The organism is Photobacterium sp. R1, assembly GCF_054600795.1.
Genome location: NZ_BAAHZP010000001.1, coordinates 16254 through 33948, shown reverse-complemented (window position 1 = coordinate 33948; position 17695 = coordinate 16254). Strand labels below are relative to the sequence as shown.

Genomic DNA, 17695 nt, shown 5'->3' with positions numbered 1-17695 from the left:
CCTTTGCCTCAGACGGCAAAATCCGTATGCTGTACGTTCTTGATCAATAAGGATTCCGGCATCATCCATGGACGGGTTGAATACTCTCGGACTTTTCATCGGCTCTTTGCTGGCCAATACCCTGGCATCGCTGTCCGGCGGTGGCGCCGGGCTGATTCAGTTTCCATTACTCATCTTTCTCGGGCTGCCCTTTTCCGTGGCTTTAGCCACACACAAGATTGCCAGTGTCGCACTGGGGCTGGGCGCCGCAATCAAATACATTCGAGCCGGTAAACTGAACTGGTCCATGACCCTCTATGTGATTATTGCCGGAACCCTGGGCGTGATCATAGGCGCCAATGCCATCCTGTTCGTTCCGGGCCGAATGGCCGAAGCCGCACTGGGGTTGCTGATCCTCTGTCTGGGGCTGTATTCTCTTTATCAGCCCAGTCTGGGGCAGGCGGAGAATCCGCGCCGCCGTGATAACAAAGGGCTGATTCTGGGGAGCCTGGGACTGGCTGCTATCGGCATCGTCAACGGCTCTCTGACTGCCGGCAGCGGTCTGTTTGTGACCCTCTTTCTGATCCGCTGGTTCGGCTATGACTACAGACAGGCAGTCGCACTCACTCTGATCAGCGTCGGCCTGTTCTGGAACGGAACCGGTGCTGTCGCGATGTATGCAGCTGGCGCAGAAATTTACTGGCCGTGGCTGCCGGTTCTGATCGCCGGTTCGTTACTGGGTGGTTATCTGGGCGCGCACCTTGCGGGACGCCAGAGCAACCAGCTGATTAAACGCTGTTTCGAAGCCCTGACCTTCCTGATTGGGGCAAAACTTCTTTTCGGCCTGTGAGGACACTTTATGTCAGACCCTATCACCAATCCTGAAAAAAAAGCCATGATTGATATCTATTACTGCCGCCAGTGCAACTGGATGCTCCGGGCAAGCTGGATGTGTCAGGAACTGCTGCATACCTTCAGTGAAGATCTGGAAGCCGTGAGTCTGCACCCGGATACCGGAGGACGGTTTGAGATCTTTTGTAACAACATTCGGATCTGGGAGCGGAAAACCGATGGCGGATTTCCGGATGCTAAACAATTGAAGCAGCGGATCCGGGATGTTTTAGACCCGGCACGCGATCTGGGTCATGTAGACCGTTAAACCGGCAGCCCTAAATTGCAAAAGCGCGATCCACTTCAATCCGGCCGCAGATGAAAAGCAGAGATTACGCCTGGGTTTGATTATAATTTATACAAAACAAGGATAAATCAACACCTATAACAGGGGAAAGGCGATGAAGATACTGGTCACCGGCGGCACCGGATTTATCGGCAGGGCACTGCTTCCACATCTGAACCATGATCAGGTTACCGTTCTCAGCCGTCATCCCAATCGTGCATATCAGCGCTTAGGCCACCACATCAAGGTCATCACCAGTCTGGATGAACTGGACACGCTGGACGAATATGATGTCGTCATCAATCTGGCAGGCGAACCAATTGCCGATAAACGCTGGACGGAGAAACAAAAAGAAGAAATCTGCCACAGCCGCTGGCAACTCACCCGCCAGCTGGCGGGTAAAATTCTGGCCGGCAGCACGCCACCGCATACTTTTATCAGCGGCTCTGCCGTGGGTTATTACGGTAACCAGCAACACAAGGCGTTCGATGAGTCCCTCGAAGTTCAGCGGGATGATTTCGCCCATACCGTCTGCCGGACCTGGGAAGAAGCGGCACTGAGTGCTCAGACTGAACAAACCCGGGTCTGTCTGCTGCGTACCGGGATTGTGCTGGGCAAAGGCGGCGGCGCCCTGGCGAAACTTGTCCCGGTTTACAAGATGGGTCTGGGAGGCCCTATCGGCAGCGGAGAGCAGTATTTCCCCTGGATCCATCTGCAGGACATGGTCAAAGGCATTATGTTTCTGATGCGCCATGAAACCGCTCAGGGGCCATTTAATCTCACCGCGCCGAATCCGGTCACCAATAAAGAATTCAGCCAGACACTGGCCAGAGTGCTGCACCGGCCTCATCTCATGAGTACACCGGAATGGCTGCTCCGCATTGGCATGGGTGAATCCGCACAAATGCTGCTCGACAGTCAGCGGGCACTGCCCGCCAAACTGGAAGCGCATGGTTTCCACTTTTGCTACCCGGATCTGGAGCGGGCACTGAAAAGTGCGCTGGCCGAACCGGAAAGCCGGGTGACCCGCGTGGAGTAACCCGGTCTCAGAATCTCCGGCAGCCTACCCTGAGCAATCACCGTACTGTCTGTCGGACGAATCTAACGGCCTAAGGGACGCAGCAACTGCTTCATCATGCTGCTGATGATCAGCAGTATCAGCAGAACGGACATCAGCGGCAGAACCAGCCACAAGCCCGGGTGCCAGGTCACGGGCAACTCAAAACCCCATTTGATCAGGGCTGCAACCAGGGCTTCCGCCCCAAAGACTGCAATCACCCCAGCCAGTACGGCCATCAGACCATATTCGTTCCAGATCGTTGCCCGGATCCGTTGCCTGCTGGCCCCCAGCGTCCGGTAAAGCTTAATTTCCTGCTGCCGCTGCGACAGACTGAGACGCAGCAAGGTCAGCACCAGCAGCAGCCCGCTGCACACCCCCAGCAAAGCCAGCACAGACAAGGACAGAGAGACCTGCTGCAAAATCGCCTGGATCCGGGTTGCCATAGTTCTCAGATCCAGCAAGGTGACGGTCGGATAATCCCGGCCCAGCTGATTGACAATCTCACTCTGATCCGCTGCCACCCTGAAGCTGACCAGCCAGGTAGCTGGCAAATCAGCCATCACATCCGGGGTGAAAATAAAGAAAAAGTTGGGCCGCATATTCCGCCATTCCACCTCCCGCAAACTGGTTACTGTCGCAGTGAAAGACTGACTGTTCACACTGAACCCCAGCTGATCGCCCAGCTGAATGCCCAGCCGTTCGGCAACCCCGGTTTCAACCGACACGCCGCCCGGCGCAAGACTCCATTTTCCTTCCACCAGTGTATTGTGCACCGGCATCGTTTCCCGCCAGGTAAAATTCAGTTCCCGGCGCAAAGACTCATCCCCTTCCTGACGATCATCCTGCTGCGCATCCGGCGTTGTGGTTTCCGCTCTCGGATTAACGCCATTAATCGTCACCAGACGGCCGCGCACAATGGGGTAACTGTCTGAGCGCATCAGCCCATAACCGTCCAGCACATCCAGATACGCCTGTTGCTCGGTCGGACTGATATTGAGGGCAAAAACATTCGGTGCATCCGCCGGCAGGGTCTGCTGCCAGTCTTCCAGTAAGTCGGTTCGCAAAAGCCAGATCACGGCCAGCAGCATCAGCGAACTGGTCAGCGCCGCCAGCTGTGCTCCGGTCACCAGCGGACTGCGACCGATACGGCTTAACGCCAGGGTCATTGCGGCTCCCCATCGACGCCGGCGGAGCCCGGCAACCAACAGCAAGCCCAGCCCGGCTAAAACGCCCAGCAATCCGACCAAACCCGCCAACGTCAGCCACATCATCGGGTTATCCCCGACCCAGAGCAACAAGGCAATCAGCGGGATCAGTATCAGCAGGTACCGGTTTTTTGAGGCCGTTGTCTTCAGTCCCCGCTGCATGACCGCCAGTGCCGGTGCATCCAGCAGGCGCCACAGCGCAATCCCCATCCCGGGAATCGCGACCAGAACCGCCACCAGCAAACTGACCAGCCAGGGCATCACTCCCATTTCCGGTAAAGGTTTAGGCAAGACATCACTCAACGGCAAGCGTAACAACCATTCCAGTATCCAGCCCAGACTCAGTCCGGCCACCGCCGCAATGGCAAACAGTAATCCGAGCTGCCGGGCCAGCCAGCGCCCCAGAAAGCCTTTACGGGCGCCCAGACTTTTCATCATCGCGACCGTTTCTGTGCGGCTGGCCGTGTAATGCATGCAGGTCAGCACAAGTGTGGCCGTCGCCATCAGAATCACCAGAATCAGGGTCAACGACAGATACTGCTGTACCCGCTCGATCATCTCACCGGTGCGCCCCTGTGTGGTTTCACTGATCCACCGCTGATCCGGACTCAACACCACATCGGCCTGCAATTGCTTCAGCAAAGAGTCATCGCCATTGAAATACGCCCGGTAACGTACCCGGCTGCCAGGCTGAATAGCTTCCGTGGCAGCCAGATCCGACTCATGCATCAGCACCGCAGGCATCTGGCTGAAGGGGTTAAACGACAGCTCCGGCTCTGAAACCACTGCCCCTGCGACAGTCAGTTCGGCATTCCCTATCGCCACCTGATCACCGATTTTCACATCCAGAAGTGAAAACAAACGCTCCGACAGCCACAACTCGCCCGGTTCGACCCGCTGCCGGGTCTGCTCATGTCCCTGCAGCACCAATTCTCCCCGCAGCGGAAAATCACTGGCGACAGACTTCACGCTCACCAGCTGCATGGCATGATCGCTGAAAGCCATGGTGCCAAAACGGGTCTGCTGCGTCACCGTCAGGCCTAACTGCCGGGCTTCCTGCAATACGGGTTCCGCAATCGGGTTGGCAGAGCGCAGCACCAGATCCGCCGCGATCATGCTGCGGCCCTGATTGATCATGATTTTTTCGACCCGCACCACCAAAGATGCCAGTGCGAACACACAGGCAATGATCAGCGTCAGCGCCACAGCCACCGGCCAGAGCTGACCCTGCCATAATTCGCGCCAGCTCCACCGGAGCAACAGAGACGGATCGGATTGTCGGCTCGGGATCTGACTTTCACTCATCTCTGTCATGCCGCCTCCACACGCCCGCCATGAATACGTACCACGCGATCACAGCGTTCCGCCAGCTGAGGATCATGGGTGACCAGCACCAGTGTGGTGCCGTGATCCCGGTTGAGGGCGAAGAGTAAATCGATCACCGTGGCTGCCGTGTGCTGATCCAGATTGCCCGTCGGTTCATCCGCAAACAACACCTGAGGCGCGGTCATAAAAGCCCGGGCGAGTGCGACACGCTGCTGTTCACCGCCGGAGAGCTGTGAAGGCAAATGCGCTTCCCGGCCCTGCAGACCGACCTGATGCAGCAGGGCTGCGGCGCGTGCCGTATCGCCGGTCTCCCCCTTGATGATGGCAGGCAGGGTCACGTTCTCCAGCGCCGTCAGCGACGGAATCAGCAGGAAACTCTGAAACACAAAGCCCACCGCCTGACTGCGCAAGGCGGCCCGGGATTCATCATCCATCGCTGACAAAGTCTGCCCGAGCAGTTCAATGTCGCCGCTGCTGGGAACATCCAGCCCGGCCAGCAACGTCATCAGCGTGGATTTGCCCGCGCCGGAAACCCCAACCAAAGCAATACTTTCGCCCCGCTCGACCTCAAGCGAAACATCCTGCAGAATGGTGAGTGTTGTGGTGGCCGTCGTCACCTGTTTGGATACTGATTGCGCTTTTATCACGGATGTAGACATGATGCGGATCCTTGCACTGTTAATACTTATTTTGACACCAATCAGCAGCGTTGCCGCCACATTGATGGTACTCGGTGACAGCCTGAGCGCCGGCTATCAGATGCGAGCTGATCAAAGCTGGCCACGGCTGATGGAACCGATGCTCAATGACAACGGCCTGAAAATTGAGGTGATCAATGCCAGCATTTCCGGTGATACCACAGGTAATGGTCTGGCCCGTTTACCCAAACTGCTGAAACAGCATGCACCAGATTACGTCATCATCGAGCTCGGTGCCAACGACGGGCTTCGCGGTTTTCCGCCTGCGGCGATCGAGAAGAACCTCAGAGCTATGATTGCTCTGATTAAAGATAGCGGCGGCGAGCCATTGCTGATGCAAATCCGTATCCCGCCCAACTACGGCAAGCGCTATACCAGCCAGTTTGAAGCAATCTACGTCAGACTCAGCAAAGACTACAGCCTGCCGCTGCTGCCCTTTTTCCTGGAGCAGGTCATCCTGCGTGACCACTGGATGATGGACGATGGCCTCCATCCCAAAGCCGCCGCGCAGCCCTGGATCGCCCAGTACATGACAAATGCCATCACACCTTTTTTGTAACCAGGTTTTACAACGCCCAATTTCCAATGACCTCATTCCCCAATGAAAAGGACTCACATGACCACAGCCATTCTCATCACAGGCTGCAGCAGCGGTATCGGATACCACTGCGCCAAATCGCTCCATCAGGCTGGCTATCTGGTGGTTGCCAGTTGCCGGCAACTGGCGGATGTAGAACGTCTGCGCGCCGAAGGATTGCATTGCGTTCAGCTCGACCTTGCTGACACAGCTTCCATCGAACAGGGTCTGTCGGACGCACTGGTAATCACCGACGGGCGACTGGATGTGCTGTTCAATAACGGCGCTTACGGCCAGCCGGGTGCTCTTGAGGATTTGCCCACAGATGCGCTGCGCGAACAGTTCGAAACCAACCTGTTCGGCTGGCATTCTCTGACCCGGGCCGTCATTCCCGTGATGCTCAGACAAGGGGGCGGAAAGATTGTCCAGAACAGCTCTGTTCTGGGGCTGGTCGCCATGAAATACCGCGGGGCCTACAATGCCAGTAAATTTGCATTAGAAGGCTATACCGACACCCTGCGGCTTGAGCTGGCCAATACGCCGGTTCAGGTCAGCCTGATTGAGCCCGGTCCGATTGAAAGTCAGTTCCGGACCAACGCAAAACGCCAGTTTGAAGCCCACATCGACATGGCCGATTCCCGCCACAGCCAGAATTATCAGAATACGCTGGACCGGCTTGGCAAGCCGTCCCCGTCCAACAAGTTCACCCTGACGCCGGAAGCCGTCCTGAAACCGCTGCAGAAGATCATCGACAGTCACACGCCTGCTGCACGCTACTATGTTACCCAGCCGACCTATATTTTCGGCTTTTTACGCCGGATTCTGCCGGTGCGCTGGCTGGATGGCATCTTAATCAAAAGCGATTAATAACCATGCAGAGTGGTGGAAGTTTGATCCTGATCCGAACGTGAAAAATCTCACACCGGAATGCCTGTTTTTTCATCAGATGTCATGAATGTGTCATCTGAGCCATCTAGGCTTCAGGGTAAGTTGGTCCTTACCTGTTGTGAAAGGTAATCCAGCGATCCCCCTAAACAAACAGTGCTACATTTTCGGAGGAATCGGCATGACATTACGCCAGATAAACGCGCTCTGTCTCTGTGTCGCAATTGCTCTGCTTCTGAGCTTTCAACTCTAACGGAGAGCCTGGCTCTCCGTTTTTTTCCTCTGAACCCGTCGAACACCGCTTTATTCACCCTTTTCCCTTGATTTTCCTGCCAATCAGCCCAACATCTTCATCATCACTTATTCAACGATCACGGAAAGCCCGGTATGAACGACAAATTAGCGATTGAACTGAACGAATCCAATCTGCATCAGGTGATTGAGCAGTCCATGCAACAGCTGGTGGTGATCAGTTTCTGGGCACCGTCGATGCCTGAAACAGCAGAAGTCAATGCCGTCCTGGAACGCCTGGCAGCCCAGCTTCCGGGACAGTTTGTGCTGGCGACGCTGAACTGTGAAACGCAGCAAATGGTCGCGGCACAGTTTGGTGTCCGCAGTCTGCCAACCGTTGCTCTGTTCAGCAATGGTCAGCCGGTCGACGGCGCCGCCGGCCCGCAAACGGAAGAGAGCCTGCGCCAGATGCTGAGCAAGCACCTGCCGAGCGAAGATGAAATGAAGCTGGATCAGGCCATTCAGCTGGTCAGCCAGCAAGCCTATAACGAAGCGCTGCCATTGTTACGTGAACTGATGGCCAGCCTGCCGGGCAACAGCCTGGTGTTACTGGCTGCTGCGGAATGTCTGCTGGAAACATCTCAGTTTGATGACGCTGAAACCCTGCTGGGCCAGATCCCGATGCAGGATCAGGACAGCGATTACAAACGTTTGGTTGCCAAACTGGAGCTGCACCGTCAGGCCAGTGATTCACCGGAAATTCGTCAGCTGGAAGAAAAACTGGCCGCGGAACCGGACAATGGTCAGCTGGCGCACGAACTGGCAATCCAGTACAGCCAGGCAAACCGCCAGCAGGAAGCTCTGGAGATCCTGATGGGCCTGCTGCGCAAAGATCTGAACTTTGCCGACGGGAACGCCAAGAAAACCATGATGGATATTCTGGCGGCTCTGGGTCAGGGGAATGCACTGGCCAGCCAGTACCGTCGTCAGCTTTACTCACTGCTGTACTGATACCAGTTCACCGCAAGCCAACCGGCCTGCGGTGAAAACAACCTATTGCTGACTGAAACTAGGCCGACTGAGCTCAGGCTTTCTGAACTTAAGCTTCGGACTCACCTTCGGTCAGCGCATCGATGATCGGACAGCACGGTTGGTTGTTCCCCGGACACTGACTGATCAGACTCTGCAGACTCTGCTTCATCGCCAGAAGCTCCTGGATCTGATGATCAATTTCAGCCAGTTTATGCTCAGCTTTTGCTTTTACATCGGCACTTTTCCGTTCCGGATCGCGTGACAGCGACAACAACTCCCGGCTTTCCTCCAGACTGAACCCCACCAGCCGCGATCGCTTAATCATCAGCAGTTCGTTTACCTGTTTCTGACTATAGCGGCGGTAGCCGTTCTCACCACGCAAAGGTTCACTGATCATCCCCTTACTCTCATAAAAGCGTATGGTTTTATTGGTTAATCCCGTCTGTTTGGCCACTTCGCTGATGTTCATCTGATCCTCCTGAAAAACTAACTTGACCTTCCATCAACTGGAAGCTTTATGATTAGCATATACCACATCAATGGCGTTGAGGAAGCCCATGACGATTTCAACAAGCATACCGGCCCATATGGATGTGACGCTGCCGCTTGGCAAAGTCCGCTGTATGAATTGTGCCGGAAAAATCACCCAGGCATTACAGGTACTGGATGGCGTGGAAACAGTAGCGGTTGACACGCAAAACGCCCGTCTTTCAGGTCAGCTGGATCTGGCAAAGATTATTGAGACCATTGAGACACTGGGATACGAGGCCGGCTATCAGCACGACTTACCTTTGGCAGGCCTGTCCTGCGGAAAATGTGTTGCCAAGCTGAAGTCAGTGTTCGCCGCAGATCCCCGGATTGCCCAGTTTGAGGTCAGTAAAACCCGTGCTGTGGTTCTGGGCGCCTTAGACCAGGATGCATTAACTGCACTGATCCAGTCTGCCGGATATCAGGTCCCTCTATCAGAGCATCCAGATGATCAGGAGACATCGGGACAGCAAGCCCGTTCCGATGCAGCCGCTCACCTTCAGAACGCTGAAACGGCACCAGAAGCACCAGCCACCACGGCAACAGTAAGCGACAGCCCGAACGAAGCCGACGCAGACAGTCACTACTTTCTGATTTCCGGCATGACCTGTGCCAGCTGTGTGTCTTCCGTCGAAAAAGCTATCCGCCAAGTTGATGCGGTCTCCGCGGTCAGTGTCAATCTGGCCGAACGCACCGCGCTGGTTCAGGGAGAGATCGATCCTGAATCCGTGATCCGGGCTGTTTCAAATGCCGGCTATGGTGCTGAATTGAGTGAAGATGAACGCACCCGGCGTGAACGACAGCAGGCACAGAACTCAGCGGTTTACCGTCAGCACCTGATCAATGCCGGACTGGCACTGGCACTCGGGGTACCGCTGATGGCCTGGGGTGTATTTGGCGGCAGTATGATGATCGATTCGGTCACCAGCCAGTGGAGCTGGGGCATCATCGGCCTGCTGACACTGGCCTTGCTGGTGTACTGTGGCGGACATTACTACCGGGATGCCTGGAAAGCTTTCCTTCACCACAGAGCCAGCATGGATACACTGGTGGCGCTGGGTACAGGGGCGGCCTGGTTTTACTCCATGTTTGTGGTCCTGACCCCGGAATGGTTCCCGGCGCAGGCCCGCCACGTCTACTTTGAAGCTTCGGCCATGATTCTGGGTCTGATCACGCTGGGACATGCACTGGAAACCAAAGCCAGAGGACGCACCTCAAAGGCGCTGGAAAAACTGATCGACCTGCAACCGCAAACCGCCATTCTGGTCGATGATCAGGGCGAACGCGAAGTGCCGCTGGCCGAGATCAAACCCGGCATGAAGCTCAGGCTGCGTCCGGGCGCGAAAGTGCCGGTTGATGGTGTGATAGAAACCGGTGAAAGCTATCTGGATGAGTCGATGCTGACCGGTGAACCGGTACCGGCCCACAAAAAGCCGGGCGATGAACTGCATGCCGGTACGATCAATCAAAGCGGCAGCCTGTTGTTTATTGCCCGGCAGGTCGGCAATCAGACTCTGCTGGCACGAATCATCGGTCTGGTACGTCAGGCACAAAGCAGTAAGCCGAAACTGGCCCGGATGGCCGATACCATCTCGGCTATCTTTGTCCCCACGGTCATGATCATTGCGATTGTCACCGCAACCATCTGGTATTACGTCGGTCCGGATCCCGTCTCGATTTATATGCTGGTTACGGCGACCACCGTTCTAATCATTGCCTGCCCCTGTGCCCTCGGGCTGGCAACCCCGATGTCGGTCACCGTCGGACTGGGCCGGGCTGCAGAACACGGTATCCTGATCCGCCATGCCGATGCCATGCAGCTGGCTGCCGGGATTGATACCGTCGTGCTGGATAAAACCGGAACCCTGACAGAAGGTAAACCTGTCCTGACACACAGCCACTACTACGGCGAATACACTGAAGAGCAGGTACTGACACTGGCAGCCAGCCTGGAACAAGGTGCCGAGCACCCGCTTGCGAAGGCTATTGTCACCGCGGCGAAAGCACAATCGCTGCCGCTGAAAACTCTCAGTCAGTTTCATGCGCAGCCGGGCTATGGCGTCAGCGGTCAGGTCGAAACGCACAACATCCTGCTGGGTAACCGCGCCCTGATGGTAAAAGAAGGGATTGATACAGCCAGCCAGGAAGCCGATGCGCTCACGCTGTCCGATGACGGTGCAACCGCAATCTTCATCGCGATTGACGGACAACCGGCTGCGGTTTTCGGCATCAGTGATCCCCTGCGTGCAGACTCAGGCGAAGCTGTGGCAAGGCTTCAGGTAAAAGGCATTGAGGTCATCATGCTGACGGGGGATACCGAACGGACGGCCACGGCCATCGCCCGTCAGGCAGGCATCACGAAAGTGATTGCCGGTGTACTGCCGGATGGCAAATCGGAAGAAGTGCGTCAGCTGCAGCAATCGGGCAAGCACGTCGCCATGGTGGGTGACGGAATTAACGATGCGCCAGCGCTGGCTCAGGCGGAAATCGGAATTGCCATGGGCAGCGGCAGTGATGTCGCTATTGAAAGCGCCCAGCTGACACTGGTGCGCCACTCGCTGCACGGCGTCGCAGATGCGCTGGAATTGTCTTCCGCCACACTGCGGAACATGAAGCAAAACCTGTTCGGAGCCTTTGTCTACAACACCCTGGGGATTCCGCTTGCCGCCGGTATTCTGTTTCCGTTTACCGGCAGTTTGCTCAGTCCGGTGATTGCCGGGGCTGCGATGGCACTGTCGTCCATCACGGTCGTCAGTAATGCCAACCGCCTGAGACTGTTCCGTCCGGGCAGCGCGCAATATCAGACAACCACACTCACGGACAACAAAGGAGGCCTGGAATGATGGCATTACTGGCAGCCCTGGCCATTGGCTTCATCATCTGGTGGTTCTGGCTTCATCCGAACCGGTAGTTCTTCAGCGGCTGGACTGTCTGTCCGGCCGCTTTTCTGATGCGTGAAACTTGCCTGTCCCCCATGTATTCCATAGGCTGTTTACAACCGCCAACCACTGGAATGATCATGTTTAAATCTCTGCTTACCAAAGCAAGTATCGTTCTGACCTTCTTCAGTACCAGTGCCTCAGCTGAGCCTCAGGTCTGGCTTGCCAAAGATCACCAGCGTCAGTTTGTGCTGATGGGATCCATTCATGTCGGCAATGATGCACTTTATCCGTTACCAGATGTCTTTACCCGGTACTGGCCTGAAGCGAACGGCCTGATTCTGGAAGCCGATATCCAGAAAAAGTTTGAGATGCCGCCCTTTGACGCAAGCACCGCAACACGTCATTTGCTGCCCCCGAAGGATATCCGTACCCTCAAAGCACTGGCCGACCAATACCGATTATCCTCTTACTCGCTCCTTGAAAATCCGCCCTGGATGACAGCCATGCAACTGCAATTGGCCCAGTCTCTGGCCTATGGCCTTTCTCCGGAGAAAGGCATCGATCAGGTGGTATTTGCCCGGGCCCAAAAAGAGCACGTTCCCGTTTACGAACTGGAGGGCATCGAAGCACAGTTTCAGCTGCTGAGGAGTCTCCCGGATCATGGCCTGAACCTGCTGCAAACAACGCTGAATGAATGGCTTTTACTGGAAGATGAACTGCGTTGCCTGCTCGAAGCCTGGCAACAGGGGAATGGTACCGTGCTGACGGAACTGAGCGCTCAGATCGCCCTCTCTGATGACACCGAACAACACCTGCTGACGCGCAGAAATCAGGACTGGGCCAGGCAACTTGCCCATGCGCCGCAATACCAGAAGGGGACCTTTCTGGTCGTTGTCGGTGCTTATCATATGATGGGGAACGATGGCCTGCCTGCGTTACTGATGCAACAAGGCTTCACGGTCCGGCAACTCAATCACGGCCGGCCGGCACAATGTGAACCCGCGCCTCTGCGTCAGGCAAACAATCAACCAAAAACATCAGAGACAAAAAAGCCCGCTCAATGAGCGGGCTTTCGAAGGTGGTCGGTGAAGAGGGATTCGAACCCCCGACCCTCTGGTCCCAAACCAGATGCGCTACCAAACTGCGCTATTCACCGATAATTTTGTTCTGTTGAAAGTATAACTCTTGCAGTCAGAGTTACTCAAACTCTCAATTTTTGTAGCCTGCTTTTCAAAAGCAAACTTTTAAAATAGTGGTCGGTGAAGAGGGATTCGAACCCCCGACCCTCTGGTCCCAAACCAGATGCGCTACCAAACTGCGCTATTCACCGATTGTTTGTTTTTCGCCTTGAGACTGCTCCAGAGGGTTTCTCTGGTCCGCTATTCCCAAGAGCCGGAGATGCGCGACCAAACTGCGCTATTCACCGACAATTTGCTGAAAGGCCAGACAAATCACATTGCCTTTCGAGGTGGCCTATAATACTGGCAAATTTGCCAAACGCAAGGGGGGAGGAAGTAAATTTTCCTTTCTTTTTACTGCTTGATGAGTAAATCATCACTTTGAGCAGGGTTTATTGCCCAAACCACAAAAAATACACCTGACTGACGGAACCTTGTCCGAGCTTGATCCAGATCATCTGCCTTACAACCCCCTTAAACTAAGATTGCAACAAGTTTCCATACAGCAGAGGACATCACATGGAATTTTGGCTTGATTTACTCTTCGGTAACCCGGTCGGTTTGTCGTCAATGATTGTGATTTTCGGTGCGTTGGGGCTGATGATCTTTTATGGCGGCTATTTCGTTTACAAAGTCATGAAAGCTGATTCACAACAGTAATATTTTCCGTTATCTCCAATCTTTCTTGAATCCTGCGGACACTGACAGGCCCCAGGATTCTTTTTTTTCCCCGCCAGCCACGTATAATTCTCTTAAAGTCCGCAGTAAAAACAGCTCACCATGTCAGATCAAAATGAACTGGATCTGTTCCGTGAAATGATGGCTGATGTCGCCCCATTGGAACAAGACACCGTACTTACAGAGAAAAAACACCAGATTACCGAGTCTCAGCTCGCCCGTCAGGTTGCGGCCCAAAGCCTGTCCGACAGTGACCCTGAATACCTGTCACTGGATTATGCCCGGATGGTCAAACCCGACGACATGCTGGATTTCAAGCGCGATGGTGTACAGGATGGTGTAATTCGCAAATTACGTCTGGGTAAATATGACATTCAGGCCCGCCTCGACTTGCACCGGAAATCCCTGAAAGAAGCCAGAGACGAAGTCCTGAGTTTCCTGAAGCAATGCCAGCGGATGGATATCCGGACCGTGCTGATTGTGCATGGCAAAGGGGAGCGCTCTGCCCCACCGGCACTGATGAAAAGTTTCGTTGCTTCCTGGTTAATTCAGATCAGTGACGTGATGGGTTATCACTCCGCACTGCGTCAGCACGGCGGCAACGGCGCGCTGTACGTCATGCTGAAGAAAAGTCCGGAGCGTAAACTGGAAAACCGGGAACGGCATCAGAAACGGATGAGTTAGGCTGGCCAGTTAAGCCAGCCAGACCACACGCAGAGCCAGCATCAGTAAAACCACGCCAGACAAACGGTCAATGAGCTGTGCCCGGCTGCGCAGTTTTTCCAACACAGCAGGCCGGGATAAGATCAGCGCAATCAGGGTGTACCAGAGGCCGTCCACCAGCAGTGGCGTCGCCACGATAATCGCGCGATCACTCATTTGGCTGCCAACTGCAACGAACTGACTGAAAAGAGCCAGAAAAAACAGGGCCAGCTTCGGATTCAGAATGGAAATCATGATGCCATCCCTCGCAGCTTCCCCCAGACTGGCCGACGCTCCGGCTGACAGTTTCGCAGCCACGCCCCCTTTGGAGCGCAACGCGTTAATGCCTAAATAAGCTAAGTAGGCCGCACCAGAATACGTAATCACCTGAAACAGCAGCGGAGACTGCTTCAGCACCACCGCAAGCCCGAGTAAGGTCAGCAGAGCATACACTCCCACCCCAAAAGCGTGCGCCCAGGAAGTCGCTATCCCGTGCATCTTACCGCCCGACAGACTGTGCTTTGCAACAACCGCCAGACTTGGCCCCGGTGACATCGCACCCAGCATGCAAATCATCAGTAGTGAAAGCCAGATCGTCAAAGTCATCCCTTCTCCTCAGGGCCATTTAGGCCTGTCTCAAAATTAAAGTTTATCTGGCCAGTGCTGCCAGCTTCCCGCCAGTCAGTTGCAGTAAATCAGCCGGGGACAGTTCAATTTCCAGCCCTCGGCGCCCGGCGCTGACACAAATGGTTTCGAATGAATTTGCCGATTCATCCAGAAAAGTCGGCAGTCGTTTTTTTTGTCCCAAAGGACTAATTCCGCCCACGATATAGCCTGTCGTTTTCTCCGCAATCGCAGGATCAGCCATATCCGCTTTCTTGGCCCCGGCCGCTTTTGCCGCCGCTTTCAGATCCAGCATTCCGGCAACCGGAACAACGGCCACAGCCAGTTGTTTAGGATCGCCATTACAGGCAAACAACAAGGTTTTGAATACACGGGCCGGATCCTGCCCCAGCACTTCAGCCGCTTCCATGCCGAAATTGCTATTGTTGGGATCATGCTGGTATTGATGAACTGTGTGGGCAATTTTATGCTTTTTGGCTAGATTGATTGCGGGTGTCATCCTGTCCTCCGAGATCTTTCGCTCCTCACTATATCGAACAGGTCTCATTTCGCCAAGGCAACTGAGATACAGACAGCAATAAAAAAGCTCACCTAAGTGCATAGGTGAGCTTGCATTGAGCCGTCGTCAGTTTGGATTAACGGTAAACAATCTCACCCTTTGGTGCAAAGCTATTCACGTTCACCGGGCTGTTGGCTTCCAGATAATCTTTCAGCACTTCTGCATCAACAAAACCTGTGTTTACATAACCTGAGTGGCCCGTCAATTTAGGATAACCGTCACCGCCTGCGGCGTTAAAGCTCGGCACTGTGAAACGGTAAGTCTTGCTCGGTACCAAAGCTTTGCCGCCAATCTTCACATTGCTGACTTTGCCGTTCTTCACATCCATCCGGATGCCGTAGAACTGGGCATAAGCGCCTGAGTCAACTGGTTTCGTGGCCACTTCATTCAGATAATCAAGCACTTCTGCACCTGTCATATCCGTGTAAGTCACCATGTTACCGAACGGCTGCACTTTCAGAACATCTTTATAGGTAATCGCACCACCCGGAATTGAGTCACGCACACCGCCGGAGTTCATGACCGCAAAATCTGCTTTGGCGCGCTGCATATGCGCCGCTGCAATCAAACGTCCCAGGTTCGTCTGTTTGAAACGCACCACATTCCGGTCGCCTTCCAGTTTGCCGTTTGACTCAGAAATTTTCACGTTCAGCTGAGCCTGACCACGCTCCTGATAAGGAGTCAGGAAAGCTTTCACCTCTGAGTTTTGAGGGATTTCCTTCTCAACAAACACTCTTTGTGAGGAACCATCAGCCAGCTGGATTTTCTTCTTCAGGTTCACAGGAACCAGATCATAACTGACCAGATTCAACTCACCATTCTTGAATTCAAAATCAGCGCGGCCCACATATTTGCCCCACTCGTGCGCCTGAACGATCCAGGTACCATTCTGCTGATCCGGCTTACAGTCATCACCTGCCTTAAATCCGTCATTGGCGACGTTCGGCGCTTCCATACAAACCGGCTCTTGCGAGTGACCACCGACGATCAGATCCAGATCACCCGGCTCCAGATAACGCGCCAGAGCAACATCACCCGGGGCATTCACACCGCGGTTGCCATTGACATAATGGCCCATGTGCGTCGCAGCGATAATCACATCCGGATGCTCAGTTTCTTTCAGTTCGGCAATCAGTGCTTTGGCTTCGGCTTTCGGATCACGAAACTCAATGTTTCCGATATATTCCGGATTTCCGATTTTAGCCGTATCTTCCGTGGTCAGACCGATGACGGCAATTTTGATCCCTTGCTGTTCAAAAATCTGGTAAGGCTGGAACAGGCGCTTGCCTGTGGCCTTGTCATAAATGTTGGCAGACAGCATTGGGAAGTTCGCCCAGCCTTCCTGCTTGCGCAGCACATCCATCGGGTTATCAAACTCGTGGTTGCCCACAGCCATCGCATCGTAGCCAAGCATGTTCATGCCTTTGAAATCTGGCTCCGCATCCTGAAGATCGGATTCTGGCACCCCGGTATTAATATCACCGCCAGACAGTAACAGAGCGGTACCACCTTCTTCAGCGACATCAGCACGCAGTTCATCCAGCAAAGTCTTACGGGCAGCCATGCCATACTCACCATTACGGTTTGTCCAGAAACGGCCGTGATGATCGTTCGTATGAAGAATTGTGAACTTATAGGTCTGGTCTTGCTGCCAGCCGGCAGCCTGATCCTGGCTAGCGCATCCTGCCAGTGCCAATAACAGTCCCGCAGACAAGGCAGTACGGGTTAACAGTTTTGTGGTCATTTCATCACCTTACACAGTCTACTCTCATGGCGTACCGCCCTCCGTGGTGGTGGCAGTGCCCAAAACGGTGTTCAGTGTAAAAGATTCAATTGCGACGTGGCAGGTGATTTCATCAGAGTGTTAAACCGATCACTATGCAATCGATATCATTTTTGATATTTGAAGGAGATAGCAGCAAAAACATCCCAGAAATGGGGAGCATTTCTCAAAACAAGAAATTTGATTCTGCCTGATTCCAGAACAGCCTGATAAGACTGATTCAACATCGTAATTTCCAGAGTGATAACCCGGCAGAAACAGTCATCCGAAACGCATCCCACAGCAAGTCATTGAATTGACTGACAGGATCCGCCAATGGACAAATTTGTCCTCTAAAGAAACTCCGGATGAGATCCCGCTGGACATCAGACATTCAGGACTGTGCCTGAAAAATATCTCACCGATAAAATTTTAAGAAGTTCGGATTTCTATAAGATAATCCTTTGAATTTGGAATGCTTATCCCTTTTCAACAAACTTTTATACCAATACTGACAAAACATTAGTCACACCTAATATTTAAGTTTATTCAGGCAGCCGTCGTATTAATATATGGAACTCAAGTGTTGCTACCCCATTTTTGTCACGCTTT

Annotated in this window: 16 protein-coding genes and 2 tRNA genes; 10 read left to right on the top strand and 8 right to left on the bottom strand. The window is 54.1% G+C overall.

Annotated elements, in window-relative coordinates; translation table 11 throughout:
* The first annotated feature begins 67 nt into the window (after positions 1-67).
* The 3 genes from ACYP03_RS00165 to ACYP03_RS00155 all read left to right on the top strand — a co-directional run bounded on the left by ACYP03_RS00165 (position 68) and on the right by ACYP03_RS00155 (position 2195).
* On the top strand, positions 68-829 hold the full coding sequence (locus ACYP03_RS00165) for a sulfite exporter TauE/SafE family protein (RefSeq protein ID WP_459777977.1): 762 nt from the start codon (positions 68-70) through the stop codon (positions 827-829).
* Between the two features lie 9 nt (positions 830-838).
* Positions 839-1138, top strand: coding sequence for an Rdx family protein (locus tag ACYP03_RS00160; RefSeq protein ID WP_459777975.1), 300 nt, complete (start codon positions 839-841; stop codon positions 1136-1138).
* 133 nt (positions 1139-1271) lie between these two features.
* A complete protein-coding gene (locus ACYP03_RS00155) occupies positions 1272-2195 on the top strand; it encodes a TIGR01777 family oxidoreductase (protein WP_459777973.1) in 924 nt (307 codons plus the stop codon).
* 62 nt (positions 2196-2257) lie between these two features.
* On the opposite strand, the gene ACYP03_RS00150 is transcribed toward ACYP03_RS00155, so the two are convergent.
* Complete coding sequence (locus tag ACYP03_RS00150; protein ID WP_459777972.1) at positions 2258-4735, bottom strand: ABC transporter permease; 2478 nt, start codon at positions 4733-4735, stop codon at positions 2258-2260.
* On the bottom strand, positions 4732-5406 hold the full coding sequence (locus tag ACYP03_RS00145) for an ABC transporter ATP-binding protein (RefSeq protein WP_248143476.1): 675 nt from the start codon (positions 5404-5406) through the stop codon (positions 4732-4734). The genes ACYP03_RS00150 and ACYP03_RS00145 overlap by 4 nt, the downstream gene beginning before the upstream one ends.
* Here ACYP03_RS00145 and tesA point away from each other — a divergent pair.
* From tesA to ACYP03_RS00130, 3 genes are all read left to right on the top strand, one after another.
* Positions 5405-6004, top strand: coding sequence for a multifunctional acyl-CoA thioesterase I/protease I/lysophospholipase L1 (tesA, locus tag ACYP03_RS00140; RefSeq protein WP_459777971.1), 600 nt, complete (start codon positions 5405-5407; stop codon positions 6002-6004). The genes ACYP03_RS00145 and tesA overlap by 2 nt on opposite strands.
* Before the next feature lie 57 nt (positions 6005-6061).
* On the top strand, positions 6062-6889 hold the full coding sequence (locus ACYP03_RS00135) for an SDR family oxidoreductase (RefSeq protein ID WP_459777969.1): 828 nt from the start codon (positions 6062-6064) through the stop codon (positions 6887-6889).
* Positions 6890-7294: 405 nt separating this feature from the next.
* Positions 7295-8149 (top strand): co-chaperone YbbN, encoded by an 855-nt coding sequence (locus ACYP03_RS00130; RefSeq protein ID WP_459777967.1) that lies wholly within the window; start codon positions 7295-7297, stop codon positions 8147-8149.
* 88 nt (positions 8150-8237) lie between these two features.
* Here ACYP03_RS00130 and cueR read toward each other — a convergent pair whose 3' ends face one another.
* Entirely contained in the window at positions 8238-8639 is a 402-nt protein-coding gene (gene cueR / locus ACYP03_RS00125; protein WP_248143469.1) for a Cu(I)-responsive transcriptional regulator, read from the bottom strand.
* Positions 8640-8727: 88 nt separating this feature from the next.
* Between cueR and ACYP03_RS00120 the strand changes: the two genes are divergently transcribed.
* On the top strand, positions 8728-11541 hold the full coding sequence (locus ACYP03_RS00120) for a copper-translocating P-type ATPase (protein ID WP_459777965.1): 2814 nt from the start codon (positions 8728-8730) through the stop codon (positions 11539-11541).
* A 176-nt stretch (positions 11542-11717) separates the two neighbouring features.
* Positions 11718-12644: a TraB/GumN family protein gene (locus tag ACYP03_RS00115; protein WP_459777963.1), complete on the top strand. Its 927-nt coding sequence runs from the start codon at positions 11718-11720 to the stop codon at positions 12642-12644.
* Between the two features lie 15 nt (positions 12645-12659).
* Here the strand turns inward: ACYP03_RS00115 and ACYP03_RS00110 are convergent.
* A tRNA-Pro gene (locus tag ACYP03_RS00110) sits at positions 12660-12736 on the bottom strand.
* 97 nt (positions 12737-12833) lie between these two features.
* Positions 12834-12910, bottom strand: a tRNA-Pro gene (locus ACYP03_RS00105).
* A 367-nt stretch (positions 12911-13277) separates the two neighbouring features.
* Here ACYP03_RS00105 and ACYP03_RS00100 point away from each other — a divergent pair.
* Both ACYP03_RS00100 and smrA read left to right on the top strand, forming a co-directional pair.
* Positions 13278-13418: a DUF3149 domain-containing protein gene (locus ACYP03_RS00100; protein ID WP_036754542.1), complete on the top strand. Its 141-nt coding sequence runs from the start codon at positions 13278-13280 to the stop codon at positions 13416-13418.
* 120 nt (positions 13419-13538) lie between these two features.
* Complete coding sequence (smrA, locus tag ACYP03_RS00095) at positions 13539-14120, top strand: DNA endonuclease SmrA (RefSeq protein ID WP_248143464.1); 582 nt, start codon at positions 13539-13541, stop codon at positions 14118-14120.
* A gap of 9 nt (positions 14121-14129) precedes the next feature.
* On the opposite strand, the gene ACYP03_RS00090 is transcribed toward smrA, so the two are convergent.
* The 3 genes from ACYP03_RS00090 to ushA form a co-directional block, all read right to left on the bottom strand.
* Positions 14130-14744: a LysE family translocator gene (locus ACYP03_RS00090; protein ID WP_459777960.1), complete on the bottom strand. Its 615-nt coding sequence runs from the start codon at positions 14742-14744 to the stop codon at positions 14130-14132.
* Between the two features lie 43 nt (positions 14745-14787).
* On the bottom strand, positions 14788-15261 hold the full coding sequence (gene ybaK, locus ACYP03_RS00085) for a Cys-tRNA(Pro) deacylase (RefSeq protein WP_330960822.1): 474 nt from the start codon (positions 15259-15261) through the stop codon (positions 14788-14790).
* 136 nt (positions 15262-15397) lie between these two features.
* Positions 15398-17065, bottom strand: a complete 1668-nt coding sequence (gene ushA, locus ACYP03_RS00080) for a bifunctional UDP-sugar hydrolase/5'-nucleotidase UshA (RefSeq protein ID WP_459777957.1) — start codon at positions 17063-17065, stop codon at positions 15398-15400.
* Positions 17066-17695: the final 630 nt, after the last annotated feature.